Raw genomic sequence first — 17,151 nt, forward strand, 5'->3', positions numbered from 1 at the left:
CGCGAAAGGTCCCGGACCTTTTGAAACCAGGACTGGTCAAGGAGCTGAGCCCGTGACGGATCCGATCCTCTCGGTGCGCGACCTCACCGCCGCCTTTCGCTCCGACGGGCAGTGGCGCGAGGTGGTGCATGGCGTCTCATTCGATATCGGCCCCCGGGAGACCGTGGCGCTGGTGGGCGAATCCGGCTCCGGCAAGAGTGTGAGCGCGATGTCGATCATGCGGCTGCTCGCCCGGGACGCCAGCCGCGTCGGCGGCAGCGTGCGGTTCGAGGGCCGGGAACTGCTCACCGCCTCCGAGGCCGAGATGCGCCAGGTCCGGGGCGATGCCATCGCCATGATCTTCCAGGAGCCGATGACCTCCCTGAACCCGGTCCTAACCGTCGGCTTCCAGATCGCCGAGGCGCTGATCCGGCACCGGGGCCTGTCGCGGGCCGGCGCCGAGGCCGAGGTGGTCCGGCTGCTCGACAAGGTCCGGATCCCGGGCGCCCGGTCGCGGATCCATCAATACCCGCACCTGTTCTCCGGCGGCATGCGCCAGCGGGTGATGATCGCCATGGCGCTGGCCTGCCGGCCCAAGCTCCTGATCGCCGACGAGCCGACCACGGCGCTCGACGTGACGATCCAGGCCCAGATCCTCGACCTGATCAAGAGCCTCCAGGACGAGGAGGGCATGTCGGTCCTGTTCATCACCCACGACATGGGCGTGGTCGCCGAGATCGCCGACCGCACGGTGGTGATGTATCGTGGCCGCGCCGTGGAGGCCGGCCCCACCGCCCGGATCTTCGCCGCGCCCGAGGATCCTTACACCCGGGCCTTGCTGGCGGCCGTGCCGCGGCTCGGCGCCATGGCGGGGCGGGCCCGGCCGATGCGCTTCCCCGTGATCGACCGCGCCACCGGCGTCGCCGAGCCGACGCCCGAAACCCCCGACACCGTCAAGGCGGCCGAGCGCCCGATCCTGGAGGTGCGCGACCTGACCACCCGGTTCGAGATGCGCGGCGGCCTGTTCGGCCGGGTGACCGGGCGCGTCCACGCGGTCGAGCGGGTCTCGTTCAGCTTGGCGGCCGGCGAGACTCTGGCGCTGGTCGGGGAATCCGGCTGCGGCAAGTCCACCACCGGCCGTTCGATCCTGCGACTGGTCGAGCCGCTCTCCGGCTCGGTCCTGCTCGACGGCGAGGACGTCGCCGCCCTCGACCCCAAGGCCCTGCGCCTGCGGCGCCAGCGGATGCAGATGATCTTCCAGGACCCGTTCGCCAGTCTCGACCCGCGCATGAGCGTCGGCGCCGCGGTGGCCGAGCCCCTGCTGATCAACCGCCTAGCCACGGGTCGCGAGGCGCGCGCGCGGGCGGAAGCGCTGCTGACCCGGGTCGGGCTGCCGGCCGAGGCCGCGGGGCGCTTCCCGCACGAGTTCTCCGGCGGCCAGCGCCAGCGGATCTGCATCGCCCGGGCGCTGGCCTTGCGCCCCCGCCTGATCGTGGCCGACGAGGCGGTCTCGGCGCTCGACGTCTCGGTGAAGGCACAGGTGGTCAACCTGATGCTCGACCTGCAGGCCGAGATGGGGCTCGCCTATCTCTTCATCTCCCACGACATGGCAGTGGTCGAGCGGGTGAGTCACCGGGTCGCCGTGATGTATCTCGGCGAGATCGTGGAGATCGGCCCCCGCGCGGCCGTGTTCGGCGACCCCCAGCACCCTTATACGAAGAAGCTGCTGGCCGCCGTCCCGGTCCCCGACCCTGCCCGCCGCCGGGACCGTCACGCGCTGCCGGACGACGAGATCCGCAGCCCGATCCGGGCACCGGACTACGCGCCGCCGGAGCGGCTGTACCGTGAGGTCTCCCCAGGCCACGTGGTGCAGGATTGGGGCGCCGACTGGGAGGGCGCCACGACGCGCATGGCAGCGGCGTGACGGGCGACTGCGGAGTCATCGCCAGCGGAGCACCTGCTTGATCCGGCTGTCAGCGTGCGGATCGGCGTAGTGCAGCAGCACGATGGCGCGGATCGCGTCGGCATCACACGCTTCGTCGGTGTGCAGCGAGCGGGAGCCCCAGGAGAAGTGGAGGCTCCCGGGCTTGAGCTTGAGGCGGATTGTGCGCCGGCCCCCACGACGATACGCCGCGTTCGGTAGAGCCTGGGCTAGCTGGTTGTCGGGACCCTGACCCAGCAAACTGATCCACGGCTGAGCGCGAGTTTTTCGGGCATCCCGAACCCCGGACGGGGGATGCCATGCCCCGCAAGCGCTTCACGAACGAACGGGGCGCCTTTGCCCTGCGGCAGGCGCAGAACGGTGAGACGGTGGACGAGGTCTGCCGGAAGGGGGGTGGTCCGAGCCTACGTTCCACCAGTGAAAGAAACAGTTCGTCGGCCTGGGTTGCCGGAGATCCGGCGGCTCAAGCAGCTGGAAGACGAGAACGGCAAGCTCAAGAGGTTGGTGGCCGACCTGACGCTGGACCGCTCGATGTTGCAGGATGTCCTGACGCGACAGCGGTAAGGCCCTGCGCTCGCCGTGAAGTCGCCGGTCACCTGCAAGGTGGCCCGAGGCTCGAGTCGAGCGTCGGGCCTGCCAGGCCACCGGCGTCGGTCGCCTGTCGTCTGTCGCAGCGCTAAAGGAAGCGATCCGACCCTCAGGTCGCGCTGCGGATGCGGCTGAAGGAGTTGGCCGTAGCGCACGTGCTCTATGCCTACCGGCGGCTGCACACCCCAATTCTGCCGGCCGCATGCTTGACCGGTGGACCTACTTCAACGGGGTCGAGTTCGACTTCTCCCGACCAGGCAGACCGACCGACAACGCCGACATCGCGTCGGTCAACGGCCGTCTACCGGCGGAGTGCCTGAACGTCTCGTGGTTCCTGTCGTTGGCGGATGCTCGCGAGCGCGTCGAGGAATGGAGGTACCACGACACCGAAGATCGACCCCACACAGCCCCGGATGGCTTTGTGCCCCGAGCTTTCGCCAACAAAGCCGTCACCGCCCGAGAGCTCCCATAGGTCGTGAACCACAAACGGGGTCAACTCCAGATCGGCGATGCAGTAACGTTCATGTTGGATCACCCCGTTGGAAGCGATCGGGTACGTGAATTAGGCTGGTGCCGTTCCAGCTAGGAAACGCTTACGAAGAAAGTGGCGTAGCCGTCCGCGTGGACACGATCCAGATGCGCTCGATAGGCTGCGTAAGTCGCCTCATGCGGAGCGATGCGGCCGTAACGGAGTTCAGCCGCAACGCGCTCCGGGAGCAGGGCGAGCGGGGCAGCAGCGGGCGTGAGCTGCATGCCGCGGCCCGCGTGCAGCGTGGTGAGAATCCCGTACATCTCGCCTCGAATATTGGGACGGCCTAGCACCGCGAGACGATGCTGCCCGTGCCAGTTGGTCGTTAAGTATACCATGCCTGATTGGCTGGGAACGGCGACACTGCCGGACTGTGCGAACGGCGCATCGATCCGCTCGGCCTCACGGAATACCAAGCGCGCGCTGTCCGTGTCCCAGGCAATCTCGGTTCGGTAGGCGAAAATCACTCCCGCCGTCTCGAACGAGGGGCGTAGGGTGAGGTAACAGCCCTCCAGCCAAGACACACCCTGACGCGCGTAGGCCCCGAGTTCGTCGGGGGCGTGACGGGGCAGTTCCGGAACCGGTGCCTGCTCCGCCGGCTGCCGCAGGGATTGGCCCAACGCCTCCTCCAGCCGGATCGTGGTTGCCAGGGTGAACGGCCGGCGGCCGGCGAGTGCTTTCTCCAGGGTCGAGATGCTGATCCGGGCCTCATCGGCCAGCGTCTGCCGAGACATGCGTCGGCGGGCCAGCGCCTCGCGTACATTCTGGGCGATGGCGCGGCTCTGCGCTGCGGACAGTTCAACTTCGTTCACGGACAAGGCTCGCGCAGGCTCGATCCGTACAGATCCGCATGAAACCGCACATTTGCGCAAGCGCGGCCAAGCTGGCCAGCCACGCCGGCCCATCAGGAACGCCCTGCCTCCGACGCCAACTCGGTCTCGACGATCAGCCGCAGCGGACCGGCCTGCAGCGCCTCCAGGGGCCAGCAGGTGACGAGGTCGAGATGCCGTCCCGGGGCGTGTGGGTCGATGCCCGAGGCGTCCCAGCGCGCAACCCGCGTGCCGGTGACGCGGAAGCGCAAGGTTCGGCCGTCCCGGCCCGTCACCGTGACCGAATCGCCGGGGCCGATCTGCCCCAGTCCCGCGAACTGCGTGTCGCGGTGCGCGGCGAAGACCGCAGTACCGGGTTCGCCGGCCTCCGGGGTGCCGTCCAGATGGCCGGGGCCGAAGGCCAGGGCCTGCCCGCTCCCGCCCCGCAGGACCACGAAGCTGCGGCCCGCGACGGTGAGCCGGGCGATCGGCTCGGTGTCGGCCCAGGGCCATGGCTTGGCGGGCTGCCGCCCGGCCAGGCTGCGGGCGAAGGCACGCTCCAGCAGCACCTGCGCCAGAATGGCCTTGACGGGTATCCAGGCGGCCTGCGCTGTCAGCGCGAGGCCCGCAAGGGTGAGGAGGGTCGCGAGGGCCCTCCCCCGCCCGGGTCCGAGATGACGGCGCATCATATTTCCCCGGTCCGCCGGCCGCCGGACCGATGACCGGCGCCCAGCAGTAGGCCCAGGAGAGCGAGGAGAAGGCCCAGGCTAAGCTCCGCCAGGATACCGGCCCCCGTCTGCGGCAGGTCAACGGCCGCGCCATCGGCACTGATCGGCACGATTCGGGCCGCCTTTTCGTCGGCTGGCGCGTCGTCGGGCCGGTCCGTGCCGAACACTCTGGCGAAGTCCCAGCCCGCCGGCAGGTTCAGCGGCAGGTCGGCGGCGACGAGGGGCGTGCCCGGCGCCCGGCGCGGGGTGGCGTCGATGGCTACGAGAGCAGTCAGCCGCGTCGTCAGGCCGTGCTCCAGGGCGAGGGCCAGGATGGTGGCGTCGGCCGCGTCCGCGCCGAGTCGCCCGGTCAGGCGCGTCGTCTCGGTCTCGCCGATCCGGGAGCGCGCCCAAACCTTGGAGATGCCGGCGCCCGCGTCCGCCTCGGCGAGCGGCAGCGTCCGGCTCCAGGTCCGGCCGCCCACCCGGCCCGCGACGGTCACGGTCCCCTCGGCAGTCCTCGGCAGCCGCGCGGCGAAGACCAGAGGCTCGCCGCGGTACAGGTCGGGCAGCGCACCCGGCGTGACCTCGACGCCCGGAACCGAGAAGGTCGCGGTCAGGTCGGTGACGGCGGGAGATTCAAGCTTCTCGTAGAGTGCGCGGGTCCGTTCGCCGACCTGCGCGAGGTCGCGGATCTCGGTAAAGCTGCCGCGTCCGATCCCGGCGGCGTGGCGCATCAGGTGGCCGTTGGGCGCCGAGCCGATGCCGACCATGAACAGGCGCGAGCGCCCAAGATTCGCGTGGATCGCCGCGAAGATCTGCTCCTCGTCACCGACGGCTCCGTCGGTGAGGAACACGACTTGGCGCACGCGCCCGTCCTCCGCATGGGGATCGGCCAGGGCGGCCTTGAGTGGCGCCAGCATCTCGGTGCCGCCGCGAGCCTCCAAGGCGGCGACGAAGCGTTCGGCCTCTGCCAGGGCATCCGGCGTCGCCGGCACGGGTACGGGATGCAGCGCGTCCCAGGTGTCGTCGAAGCGGATGACGTTGAAGCGGTCCTGCGGAGTCAGGCGCCCGAGGCCGGCCAGCAGCCCGGCCTTGGCCTGCCGCATCGAGGCGCCGGACATCGAGCCGGAATTGTCGATGACGAATATGACGTCGCGCGCCGGCCGGGAGGCCGTGTCGGCCTCGATCGCGGGCGGGTTCACGGCGGCCAGCAGGTAAGTCCGGCCGGCGACGGTCTCGCGGAACAGGCCGAGGCCGGGCATCCGGCCCGGGACCGGCGCCCAGGTCAGCTCGAGGTCACGGTCGGCCGGCGCGACGCCGTTGGCCAGGGTGATGGTCCGGGCCTCCGGGCTGGTCTCTGTCACGCTGATCGCGTGGGTCGCGCTGCGAACGGCTCCGACGTCGAAACCCGCCCGAAGCCGAACCGTGACGGCGACGGGGTTGGTCGATCGGGAGATCGACGGGTCGAGCACCGGCGGGCTGATCCGGGCGCGATCCGGAACCGGGTCGCGGGCCGCCTCGACCACGGCGTCGAGGGAGACTGCCGCCACCGAGGCAGGGGTGGGATTGTAGCGGGGCGCGACCACCAGGGGCAGGCGCAGCATCCGCGTCTCGCCGGAGACGGGGATCGTCTGCTGATAGGTGATCTGGACAAGCACCGTCTCGCCGGGGCCGATATTGGCGACCGCGTTGGTGAAGATGTTGGGCCGCTCCTGGGTGGTCAGGGCTGCCGACTGCCCCGCCGCCCGCGCGGCCTCGTAGGCGCGCTTGGCCGCCGCCCGCTCGCGAATGTCGGCGACGATCACGCGGGAGCCAACGACGAGCTTCATGCCATCCACGGCGGCGTCCTCCGGCAGGGGATACACGTAGGTGCCCTCGACCCAGTTCGTACTCGTGTTGCGGAAGGCTTGGGTGACGACGGTCCGGGCGGTCGGGCCGCTGACATCGACGCCGATGTCGGTCGCAAGCTGGACGGCCTCGACCTGCGCGGTGCCGGCCGACCCGCGCAGCGTCAGGCCGCCCCGGCGCGGTCCGGGCGCCGCCTGAGCCGAGGCGAGCATGACGAGGAGCGCCAGCAGCGCGAGGAAGAGCGGCGACAGCGTGGCGATGTGCCTGGGCTCGGCTGCGGATCGTGGAGTGAAGAACGGCATCGGGGAAGTCTCCTGCGCCGGCTGATCGAGGCCGGCTCGCCGCTGAAGCTCCCGCGCCCGCCCCTCTGCCACCACCAGAAACTTCGCTCTTTTCCGGGCTGGAGCCGCACCCGCTCGCCGCGACCGGACGGATCTGTGCGGGGCCGGTGCGGCTCTGTCCGCCCCGCGGTGCCGGCTGCCGACCAGACGCTGCGCGGCGCCAACATCACGGTCTCCTGGCCGAATGCCGGCCGTGCTCATCTTCTCCGGGCGGTACGGCCATTCCCGCGAAGGCGTTCTGTGGCACTTCGCGGCCCCGCCAAGTGGTTGAACCTCGGGAGGTCGAAGGGACCCGAGTCGGCCGACGAACGGGCTACGCGGCGACCGAAGCGCCGTAGCTCGCCGTAGCTGCAGCAGCCGCTCTCCTGCTGGGTTTTCTGTGTCCCGACCCGACTCGTTGCAGCAAGCCCGAAGGCCCGCTCCAGGCACTTGATGAGAGCCGCGATCGAAACGGGTGGATGTCCACTGGTCCTCCTTCGGGCGGTGGTGCCTGAAAGAGGACGTCGCGGCCCCCCCTCACGACATGCAGCAGCCCCTCATGGAAGCTTCGCCGACTGGCCGCTACTTGCCCAAAAAGCTTCTGGTGTCCGAGCGGCCGACGCATGTGATAAAGTCGGGATCGAGCCGGCGACCAATCGGCGTCGCAACCGGCCTCGTCTACTTTGCTCGGCTCGATCGCAGGCGGGCGACCTCGCTCGGTCCGATTTCGAGGTAGAACCGGATCGCATCGTCGATCAGAGCGTCGGGCGTAACACCCGCCGCCTTCGCGGCCCGAGCGACCTGGAGGCCGAGCGCCAGATCGACGCGCAGGGCGGCGCCTTGGCTCGGCGACGCTGGTGCGGCCGCAGGGGCAGGTATGGGCGCAGCACTGTTCCGCGACTCGAGCTTGCCGAGCTTCGCTTCGCGACGGCCCCGGTGGACGAGAGCGTCTGCGCGCTCATTGAGACGATCGCCGGCATGCCCCCGGACCCAGGTCCATTTGACGTCCCGCGCCGCGTTCAGTTCGTCGAGGCGCTTCATGAGGTCGACGTTCTTCACGTCACCCGTCGTCGTGCGCCAGCCCTTCGCCTTCCAACCGCGCATCCACTCGGTCACCGATTTGACGACGTACTGGCTGTCGCACCGCATCTCGATCGCGGCCCCGGCCGGGAAATGCTCCAGACCCTTGATCGCCGCCGTCAGCTCCATGCGGTTGTTGGTCGTTGTGCCGGGCTCTCCGCCGCACAGCTCGACCGTGCCGTCCGGAGCGGCGACGACGACCCCCCAACCGCCTGGCCCGGGGTTAGGGTCGCAACCGCCATCGGCATAAACGATCGTTCGCATCGTAGCATCAGTCCTTCCGTATTGGGTGGTCGATCGCAGACTACCATCGCTTCGAGGCGCGCCGATGGCTGTCCAATCGCAGCGTTGTTCATTGCCGCGATACGGTTGAAGCGAAATTAATAGCAGTGGATGTCAGGGTATGAGTCGGGGCGGCGCCACCGACGGATACTGATATTATAAAATAGCACAACGTTTATTCGTCTATATCTTATCGTTCAATCTCTAAATAAGCATTATGATGAGTTTCTGATATTTTTGTCGACTGATGTTTGGGGGTAGACCAAGATTTTAGCTGGAAAATTTCTTTTCTTTCAATATTTAAGAACCCAGTGTCTGATCCGTGCGAGCCGATACCCCCAGATTGCGATGATTGACCGATCGATGGTCACCTGAACGCAGCCCACCGGCATCCGGTTGGCACTTGGAAAGTCATGTCTTCAAGTGTCAGGCGCGTTCGCCCTGCCCTCGACAGCGCGAAGATTTGTGCATCCGGCGCACTCAAAAGCGGCAGACGGCCGCTTGCGTATGATCGGAAAATTTCTCAAAAACGCAACGGAAGAGAATTTTTGATCGGTTGAGACGCCGTGGCCCTACAATCTGAGGACGCGTCCGTAACACACCGCATCGCGAAGGCTTTCCCGGCGCTCAGCGCGGCCCATCGGCAGGTCGCACGATTCGTCCTGGATCATCCGTTGAAGGTGGCTACCCTGCCGGTGAACGAGCTTGCCGACCTCGTCGGCGTCTCCGTCGCCACAGCTAACCGGTTCGCCCGCGCCGTCGGCTACGAGGGCTATGCGAAGTTCCGCGCTGCCCTGGTCCTCAGTTACGAAAAGGCCCTGGCACCGGTCGAGAAGCTGCGCGTCGGCCGGGATCAGCCTGCGACCGTCCCTGAAATCCTCGACGGGGCCCTCGCCGACATCATCCGCAACATCGAAGCGACCCGGCGGACGCTCGACGGCGCGACGTGTACCCAAGCGGTCCAGGCGATCCATCAGGCCCGGAGGGTGTACGTCGTAGGTTTGGGCAGCAGCAGCTGGCCGGCCGGGATCCTCGCGCGCAACCTGGACGTCAACCGCGAGGACGTCCATCTGCTGGCGACGCTGGAAGGCCCCGGCTTCGCCGCGCGGACCCTGCGCCGACTGACCCCCGATGACCTCGTCCTCGTCCTCGCCACGCCGCGATACTTCGCCGATACGGTGCGGCTGGCCCAGATCGCCCGGAGGCACGGGGCCGCGGTGCTGGCGCTGACCGACGGGCCGCATTCCCCCCTCGTCGCGACCGCCACCCTGGCGCTCTACGCGCAGACCGACTGCCATTACTTCGCTGCCTCGGATGCCAGCCTGACAGCGCTCGTGGAGGCCTTGGCAAGCGCCTTCGCGTTCGCCGCCGGGGACCTCGTCCCGGCCGCGACGCGGGTCACGGAAGCGGTGCTGCCCTGGCTCGATCGCGACTATGCCGCTTGGCCGCCCCAGGGTGGAGCCGACGACCTGTCAGAGACCCCGCAATCCGGAGCTGCCTCATGAGCGACCGCCGCCCCGTTCTCGTGATCCACGGTGGTGCTGGGACCATCGCGCAGGGCCAGGCAGATGCTGGCGAGACACACTATCACGCGGCCCTCGCCGGCATCCTGGCGGCTGGAGCGGACTGCCTCGCGCGCGGTGGCAGCGCCCTCGATGTCGTGGGCCTCGCCGTCGACCTCTTGGAAGAGTGTCCGCTCTTCAACGCGGGCCACGGCGCCGTCTTCACCAGCGCCGGAACGCACGAGCTCGACGCCGCCGTCATGGACGGCGCCACGCTGCGCGCGGGCGCCGTCGCGAGTGTCACGCGGGTGCGCCGGCCCGGTCGGGCGGCCCGGGCCGTGATGGATGGGGGCGAGCACGTCCTCATAGCCGGTGGCGGTGCCGATGCATTTGCTGAGGGGCGAGGCCTTGAGATGGTCGAACCGGACTTCTTCTCCACGGATGCCCGCCGCGACCAGCTCCACCGCGCCCAGGCCGCCGGAAAGGTCGCCCTCGACCATGACGTGGCGTCCGGCCCGCTCGACGAGACGCGCAAGTTCGGGACGATCGGCGCCGTTGCGCTCGACCGGAACGGCCATCTCGCTGCCATGACCTCGACCGGGGGCATGACCAACAAGCGTCCCGGCCGGGTCGGCGACTCACCCCTGATCGGCGCGGGGACCTATGCGGACGACCGGACCGCCGCCGTGTCCTGCACCGGCACGGGCGAGGCTTTCATTCGCATCGCGGCGGCGCACGACGTCTGCGCGCGCATGGCCTACGGGGGGCAAGATCTCGAGACGGCGGCCCGTGCGGTGGTCCACGAGGCCCTTGCGGCGGTCGGTGGCCGTGGCGGGCTGATCGCGGTCGACGCCCATGGGCAAGTCGCGATGCCGTTCAATACTGAGGGCATGTATCGTGGCCTTGTCCATCCGGGCGAGACGCCGGTCACGGCGATCTTCAGTGATTCCCGTCACATATCGCCCCCCTTGCGCTGAGGTCCGTCATGCTGGCCACCGCATCCGGGACCGCTTCCCATTCCGTTCTGCCGGACCGCCAAGTCGTCGCCGTCGAGGGCCTGACAGTCCGCTTCGCCACCTCCGAACGCGTCGTGGAGGCGGTCCGCGACCTATCGTTCCATGTCGACGCGGGCGAGACCTTGGCGATCGTCGGCGAGTCCGGCTCCGGTAAGTCCGTGACCTCGCTGAGCTTGATGCGTCTCGTCGAACACGGCGGCGGCCGGATCGCGGCCGGGCGGATGCCGTTTCGGCGGCGCTCGGGCGAAATCGTCGACTTGGCGGGTGCCTCGAACGCTCGGATGCGCGCGATCCGCGGCGCCGAGATCGCGATGATCTTCCAGGAACCGATGACCTCGCTGAACCCGGTCTTCACGGCTGGGGATCAGATCGCGGAGTCGATTCGCGTCCATCAAGGGAAGAGCGCGTCAGCTGCCCGGGCCGAGGCGCTGCGCATGCTCGATCTCGTGCGTATCCCCGAGGCGCGCAACGTGCTCGGGCGCTATCCGCATCAGCTCTCCGGCGGGATGCGCCAACGCGTGATGATCGCCATGGCCCTGGCCTGCAAGCCCCAGTTGCTCATCGCCGACGAGCCGACCACCGCCCTCGACGTCACCATCCAAGCGCAGATCCTCGAACTTATCCGCAGCCTTCAGGCCGAGATGAAGATGGGTGTCGTCTTCATCACCCATGACATGGGCGTCGTGGCCGAGATCGCCGACCGCGTGCTGGTGATGTACCGCGGCGACAAGGTCGAGGAGGGGCCGGCCCCGGCACTCTTCGCAGACCCTCGCCACGGCTATACCCGTGCTCTCCTGGCCGCCGTCCCGCGGCTGGGAGCGATGGCAGGAAGCGATCTGCCGAAAAAATTCGATCTGCTGCGAGCCGAGCTTCCGGCGGATATGGTCCCGCCGGACGAGGCGCCGCCCCACGACACCATTCGCCCCGGCGCCGCACCGATCCTGCGGGTGCGCGACCTCGTCACCCGGTTCGACATTCGCGCCGGCCTACTCGACCGCGTTCGCCGCCGGGTCCGCGCGGTCGAGCGGGTCAGCTTCGATCTCCATCCCGGAGAGACTCTCGCTCTGGTCGGCGAATCCGGGTGCGGCAAGTCGACGACGGGCCGCTCGCTCCTGCGTCTGGTCGAGAGCCAGAGTGGCCTGATCGAGTTCGATGGCGGAAACGTCCGCGACCTGCCTGCCGGACAGCTGCGCGGCCTGCGGCGGAATATCCAGTTCATCTTTCAGGACCCCTACGCGTCCCTCGACCCACGCCTGACGGTGGGTTTCTCGATCATGGAGCCGCTTCTCGTTCACCGGATCGCGACCCGCCGGGCGGCCGAAGCCCGCGTGGCTTGGCTCCTTGAACGCGTTGGCCTCACCCCCGACCAAGCCCAGCGCTACCCGCACGAGTTCTCGGGTGGCCAGCGCCAGCGAATCGCCATCGCCCGGGCGCTCGCCCTGAACCCGAAGGTCATCGTCGCCGATGAGGCGGTGTCGGCTCTCGACGTGTCGATCCAAGCCCAGATCGTCAACCTGATGCTCGACCTCCAGCAGGAGTTCGGCCTCGCCTACCTCTTCATCAGCCACGACATGGCCGTAGTCGAACGGATCAGCCACCGGGTCGCGGTCATGTATCTCGGTCAGATCGTCGAGATCGGCCCGCGCCGGGCGATCTTCGAGAACCCGCAGCATCCCTACACCCGCAAGCTGATGGCGGCGGTACCGGTCGCCGACCCAGCACGCCGCCACCTGCGTGCTGGCCGGCTCATGACCGACGAGATCCCGAGCCCGATCCGGTCGCTTGGCGACGAGCCGCCCGTGGCGCCCCTCGTAGCGGTCGGTCCCGGCCATTTCGTCGCCCGCCACATGGTCGGTGGCCTTGCCGCCTGACCCCGCCTCAATCCCGCCAGTAGGATCGCCCCCATGCCCCGAGGTCTGACCGTGTTCGAGCGTATGCTCCTTGCTTCCACTCTCCTGACCGTAGCGGTATCTCCCGCAACGGCGGCGGGCGATCCGATCCTGGCGATCAGCGGCCAGCCCGAGACGCTCGACCCGTACAATACAAACACGACGCTCACGACGGCCGTCACCAAGTCGTTCTACGAGGGGCTCTTCGGGTTTGATAAGGACCTCAAGGTCCGCAACGTTCTTGCCCAGAACTACGAGATGTCTCCGGACGGTCTCGTCTACACGTTCACGCTGCGCGAAGGCGTGAAATTCCACGACGGCACGGCGTTCGACGCGGCAGCGGTCAAAGCCAATCTCGACCGTGTCCTCGATCCGGAGAACCATCTCGCCCGCTTCAATCAGTTCAACCGCATCAAGATGGTCGAGGTGCTCTCGCCCGCGAGCCTGCGCATCACCCTGAAGGAGCCCTTCGGGCCGTTCATCAATTCCCTCGCCCACGCCTCGGCGGCGATCATCTCTCCGACGGCCTTGAAGAAATACGGCAAGGACATCGCCTTCCACCCGGTCGGCACCGGACCCTTCACCTTCGTGGACTGGAAGCAGACCGATTACGTCAAGGGCGCAAAGTTCGCCGCGTACTGGCAGGCCGGGCTCCCGAAGGTCGACACCGTCACCTGGAAGCCTGTCCCGGAGAACGGCACCCGCGCGGCCATGCTGCAGACGGGAGAGGCCGACTTCGCCTTCCCGCTCCCCTACGAGCAGGCTAAGATGCTTGAGACCAACAAGAAGCTGAGGGTCGAGGCGCACGCCTCGATCATCGAGAGATACCTCAGCATGAACGTGCTGCAGAAGCCGTTTGACGACCTGAGGGTGCGTCAGGCGATCAACTACGCCATCAACAAGGATGCGCTCGCCAAGGTCGCCTTCAGCGGCTACGCCTTCCCCGCGCAGGGCATCGTCCCGCAGGGCGTGCTCTATGCCCACGCTATGAATCCGTGGCCCTACGACCCCGCCAAGGCGCGCCAGCTGCTCAAGGACGCGGGCTACCCCAACGGCTTCGAGGCAAGCCTCTGGAGCGCCTACACCACGACCACCGCCCAGAAGGCGATCCAGTTCATCCAGCAGCAGCTCGGTCAGGTCGGCATCAAGGTGCAGACCCAGGCGCTTGAGCCCGGCCAGCGCACCGAGTGGGTTCAGACCGCTCCCGACCCGAAGACGGCCCGGGTCCGTCTGTACTATGCCGGTTGGTCGTCCTCGACAGGTGAGGCCGACTGGGGTCTACGGCCGCTTCTGGCGACGGAGGCCTGGCCGCCCAAGCTCAACAACACGGCCTATTACAGCAACCCTGAATTCGACTCTCTCCTGGCCAAGGCCCTGGTCTCGACCAGCGACGCGGAGAAGACCGACCTGTACGCCAAGGCCCAGGAGATCGTCATGAAGGATGCGCCCTGGGCGCCCCTCGTGACCGAGCAGAACCTCTACGCAACCTCGGCGCGGCTCTCTGGTGTCTACGTCATGCCTGACGGCAACATCGATTCCGGTGAGATCGCCGTCACGCCCTAGACGCGTCCGGCCCCGGACCCGACGCGAGGCGGCATTCAAGGCTGACCGCCTCGCGCTGCAGGCGTTCACGCATTCCTCACGAAAACCTTCGATCGCAGGCGCGAGCCTATGTTGACCTTCCTGCTCAAGCGGCTCCTCGGGCTGCTGCCCACGCTGCTGATCGTCGCGGTGCTGGTGTTCCTGTTCGTCCATCTGCTTCCGGGCGATCCGGCACGCCTGGCGGCCGGACAGGATGCCGACGCCCAGACGGTGGCGCTGGTGCGCACCGAACTCGGCCTTGACCGGTCGCTGCCCGAGCAGTTCGTCCGCTATTTCGCCCACCTCGCGCAGGGCGATTTCGGCGTCTCGATCCGCACTCGCCGCCCGGTCGCCGTCGAGATCGGCGAGCGCTTCATGCCGACGCTGCTGCTGACGCTCACCAGCATGGCCTGGGCCGTCGCCTTCGGCCTCATGATCGGCATCGTCTCCGCGGTCTACCGGAACGAGTGGCCCGACCGGTTCGGCATGACGCTCGCCGTCTCCGGCATCTCGTTCCCCGCCTTCGCGCTGGGCATCCTCCTGATGCAGATCTTCTCGGTGGAGCTCGGGTGGCTGCCCACCGTCGGTGCGGCGACGTGGTGGCACTACATCCTGCCTTCGCTGACCCTCGGCGCCGCCGTCGCCGCCGTGATGGCTCGCTTCACGCGCGCCGCCTTCATCGAGGTGATCGGCGAGGATTTCGTGCGCACGGCTCGAGCGAAGGGGCTGAAGGAGCGAAGCGTCATCGCCAAGCACTGCCTGCGCAACGCCCTGATCCCCGTCGTCACCATGATGGGCCTGCAGTTCGGTTTCCTCCTCGGCGGCTCAATCGTCGTGGAGGCGGTGTTCAACTGGCCCGGCATCGGCCGTCTGCTCGTCGATGCCGTAAATCAGCGCGACTATCCGGTGATCCAGGCCTTGGTCCTGCTGTTCTCCCTGGAGTTCATCCTGATCAATCTGGTCGTGGACGTGCTCTACGGTCTCATCAACCCGACCATTCGCTACAGCTGAGCTGGCCGTGATCGAAACCGTCGTCCCCGCCGCGATTGCATCCGTCCCCAGCGGCGTGCGCACGCCGTGGTCCGAGTTCCTGCGCAAGTTCCGGCGCCAGCGTGTCGCCGTCGCTGCGCTCGGCTTCATCGCCCTCTTGGTCGTGATCGCCGTTCTGGCTCCCTGGATCGTCCCCTACGACGCCGTCAACGACTTTGACTACGACCGGATCAACGAGGGCCCCTCGGTCGCACACTGGTTGGGCGTCGATCCCCTCGGGCGGGATATCCTTAGTCGCATCATCGAGGGTGCGCGGATCTCCCTCGCTACAGGCTTCCTTTCGGTCGCCGTCGGCGGCTTCGTCGGTACGCTTCTCGGTCTGCTGGCGGGCTACTACGGCGGCTGGTGGGACCGGCTGGTCATGCGCATGTCAGACGTCCTGTTCGCCTTCCCGGGAATCCTACTCGCCCTCGGCGTCGTGGCGATACTCGGTTCGGGGCTCGTCAACGTCGTCGTAGCCGTGTCCGTTTTCAGCGTTCCGGCCTTCGCGCGGCTCGTGCGCGGCACGACCTTGGTCCTGAAGAACACCACCTATATCGAGGCCGCGCACAGCATCGGTGCTCCCGACCGGACAATCCTCCTTCGGCACATCCTCCCGGGTACGATCTCGGGTATCGTCGTCTACTTCACGATGCGGCTGGGCACCTCGATCATCACGGCGGCGAGCCTGTCCTTCCTCGGGATGGGCGCGCAGCCGCCGACGCCCGAATGGGGGGCCATGCTGAACGAAGCCCGGGCCGACATGGTCTCGGCGCCGCACGTAGCCCTGTTCCCGAGCCTGGCGATCTTCTTCACGGTGCTCGCCTTCAACCTCCTCGGGGATGGTCTTCGGGACGCCCTTGACCCGAAGATCGATCGCCAATGACGGCGCCCGCCTCTCCTCGCCCGGCGCCGCGGGTCGGGCGCCTGCCGCGGGGCGCCCGCGACGCCATCACCGATGTGGCGGGCGTGACTGTCGGCCATTGCACGCTGGCCGACGGGGAGGTGCAGACCGGGGTGACGGTCGTCCTGCCGCACGGTGGCGATCTATACCGGGACCGGGTCCCGGCGGCCGGCGTGGTGCTCAACGGATTCGGCAAGTCCGTCGGCCTCATGCAGGTCGAGGAACTCGGTGTGCTGGAGACGCCCGTCGCCCTGACCAACACCTTCAGCGTGCCGGCGGTGGCGGCCGCCCAGATCCGGATCGCGATCACTGCCAATCCTGAGATCGGGCGCGGGTTGCCAACCGTCAACCCGCTCGTGTTCGAGTGCAACGACGGCCATCTCAACGACATCCAGCGCATGGCGGTCGAACCGGCTCATTATCGCGACGCGGTCGGCGCGGCCGGGACCACCGTGGCGGAAGGGTCGGTCGGTGCCGGGCGCGGGATGTCGAGTTTCGGGTTCAAGGGTGGCATCGGTACCGCCTCCCGGCGGATCCGCACGCCAGCGCGCGGCCGATTCACTGTGGGCACGCTCGTCTTGTCGAACTTCGGCAAGCCGTCTCAGATCCGAGTCTGCGGCAAGCCGCTTGCGCCCTACCTCAGGACCGCTTCAGAGGACGAGGTAGCAGGCGCGGAAACCCCGGAGAAGGGATCGATCATCATGATCGTCGCCACCGATGCGCCGCTCGACGCGCGCCAGTTGCGTCGGGTCGCCCGGCGCGCCGGCGCGGGCCTTGCCCGGACCGGGTCGGTGTTCGGCCACGGTAGCGGCGACATCGCTCTCGCTTTCACGACCGCCTACACCGTGCCGCACGATCCCACACGCCCAGCGCCCATGCCCGTCCTGCTTCACGACGCGGAGCTCGATCCGTTGTTCGAGGCCGCCGCCGACGGAATCGAGCAGGCGATCATCCATGCCCTGTGGCGGGCCGAGACGGTGACGGGTCGAGCCGGCCACACGCGACACGCGCTGACCGAACTTCTGCCCAGCTGGGCCGACATCCTCGGGGCCTGATTGATGTGCGACCTGATCTCGACGGACATCGAGGGCGACGCCGGCATCTACAGGCCGAACTGCTTGGCTCGGTAGGATCGGATCCGGC

At 68.1% G+C, this 17,151-nt stretch carries 13 protein-coding genes and 1 pseudogene; 9 read left to right on the plus strand and 5 right to left on the minus strand.

The features are described 5' to 3' along the window. Positions 1-52 precede the first annotated feature (52 nt). Complete coding sequence (locus tag ACYQPG_RS20065; RefSeq protein WP_147908955.1) at positions 53-1,903, plus strand: ABC transporter ATP-binding protein; 1,851 nt, start codon at positions 53-55, stop codon at positions 1,901-1,903. A 15-nt stretch (positions 1,904-1,918) separates the two neighbouring features. Here ACYQPG_RS20065 and ACYQPG_RS20070 read toward each other — a convergent pair whose 3' ends face one another. After that, positions 1,919-2,161, minus strand: a complete 243-nt coding sequence (locus ACYQPG_RS20070) for a hypothetical protein (protein ID WP_419828639.1) — start codon at positions 2,159-2,161, stop codon at positions 1,919-1,921. A 59-nt stretch (positions 2,162-2,220) separates the two neighbouring features. Here ACYQPG_RS20070 and ACYQPG_RS20075 point away from each other — a divergent pair. Beyond that, positions 2,221-2,981 (plus strand): annotated as a pseudogene (locus tag ACYQPG_RS20075) (integrase core domain-containing protein). Positions 2,982-3,091: 110 nt separating this feature from the next. Here ACYQPG_RS20075 and ACYQPG_RS20080 read toward each other — a convergent pair. The 4 genes from ACYQPG_RS20080 to rnhA form a co-directional block, all read right to left on the minus strand. Beyond that, the gene (locus ACYQPG_RS20080; RefSeq protein ID WP_147940035.1) at positions 3,092-3,850 is read right to left on the minus strand and encodes a helix-turn-helix domain-containing protein; all 759 of its coding nucleotides are present in this window, start codon (positions 3,848-3,850) and stop codon (positions 3,092-3,094) included. Positions 3,851-3,942: 92 nt separating this feature from the next. Continuing rightward, complete coding sequence (locus ACYQPG_RS20085; RefSeq protein WP_419830047.1) at positions 3,943-4,533, minus strand: class GN sortase; 591 nt, start codon at positions 4,531-4,533, stop codon at positions 3,943-3,945. Beyond that, complete coding sequence (locus tag ACYQPG_RS20090; protein WP_461231578.1) at positions 4,533-6,707, minus strand: marine proteobacterial sortase target protein; 2,175 nt, start codon at positions 6,705-6,707, stop codon at positions 4,533-4,535. The genes ACYQPG_RS20085 and ACYQPG_RS20090 overlap by 1 nt, the downstream gene beginning before the upstream one ends. A gap of 696 nt (positions 6,708-7,403) precedes the next feature. Next, positions 7,404-8,069, minus strand: coding sequence for a ribonuclease HI (rnhA, locus tag ACYQPG_RS20095; protein ID WP_419830049.1), 666 nt, complete (start codon positions 8,067-8,069; stop codon positions 7,404-7,406). 584 nt (positions 8,070-8,653) lie between these two features. Here rnhA and ACYQPG_RS20100 point away from each other — a divergent pair. From ACYQPG_RS20100 to ACYQPG_RS20130, 7 genes are all read left to right on the plus strand, one after another. Continuing rightward, entirely contained in the window at positions 8,654-9,592 is a 939-nt protein-coding gene (locus ACYQPG_RS20100; protein WP_461231579.1) for a MurR/RpiR family transcriptional regulator, read from the plus strand. After that, positions 9,589-10,566, plus strand: coding sequence for an isoaspartyl peptidase/L-asparaginase family protein (locus tag ACYQPG_RS20105; protein WP_461231580.1), 978 nt, complete (start codon positions 9,589-9,591; stop codon positions 10,564-10,566). The genes ACYQPG_RS20100 and ACYQPG_RS20105 overlap by 4 nt, the downstream gene beginning before the upstream one ends. 8 nt (positions 10,567-10,574) lie before the next feature. Further along, entirely contained in the window at positions 10,575-12,476 is a 1,902-nt protein-coding gene (locus ACYQPG_RS20110; RefSeq protein ID WP_461231581.1) for a dipeptide ABC transporter ATP-binding protein, read from the plus strand. A gap of 33 nt (positions 12,477-12,509) precedes the next feature. Beyond that, a complete protein-coding gene (gsiB, locus tag ACYQPG_RS20115; RefSeq protein WP_246692330.1) occupies positions 12,510-14,057 on the plus strand; it encodes a glutathione ABC transporter substrate-binding protein GsiB in 1,548 nt (515 codons plus the stop codon). Between the two features lie 108 nt (positions 14,058-14,165). After that, positions 14,166-15,086 (plus strand): glutathione ABC transporter permease GsiC, encoded by a 921-nt coding sequence (gene gsiC, locus ACYQPG_RS20120; protein WP_147910377.1) that lies wholly within the window; start codon positions 14,166-14,168, stop codon positions 15,084-15,086. Positions 15,087-15,093: 7 nt separating this feature from the next. After that, a complete protein-coding gene (gene gsiD / locus ACYQPG_RS20125; protein WP_147939807.1) occupies positions 15,094-15,990 on the plus strand; it encodes a glutathione ABC transporter permease GsiD in 897 nt (298 codons plus the stop codon). Continuing rightward, entirely contained in the window at positions 15,987-17,063 is a 1,077-nt protein-coding gene (locus ACYQPG_RS20130) for a DmpA family aminopeptidase (protein ID WP_147910375.1), read from the plus strand. The genes gsiD and ACYQPG_RS20130 overlap by 4 nt, the downstream gene beginning before the upstream one ends. Positions 17,064-17,151: the final 88 nt, after the last annotated feature.

The organism is Methylobacterium sp. CM6246 (genome assembly GCF_054818005.1).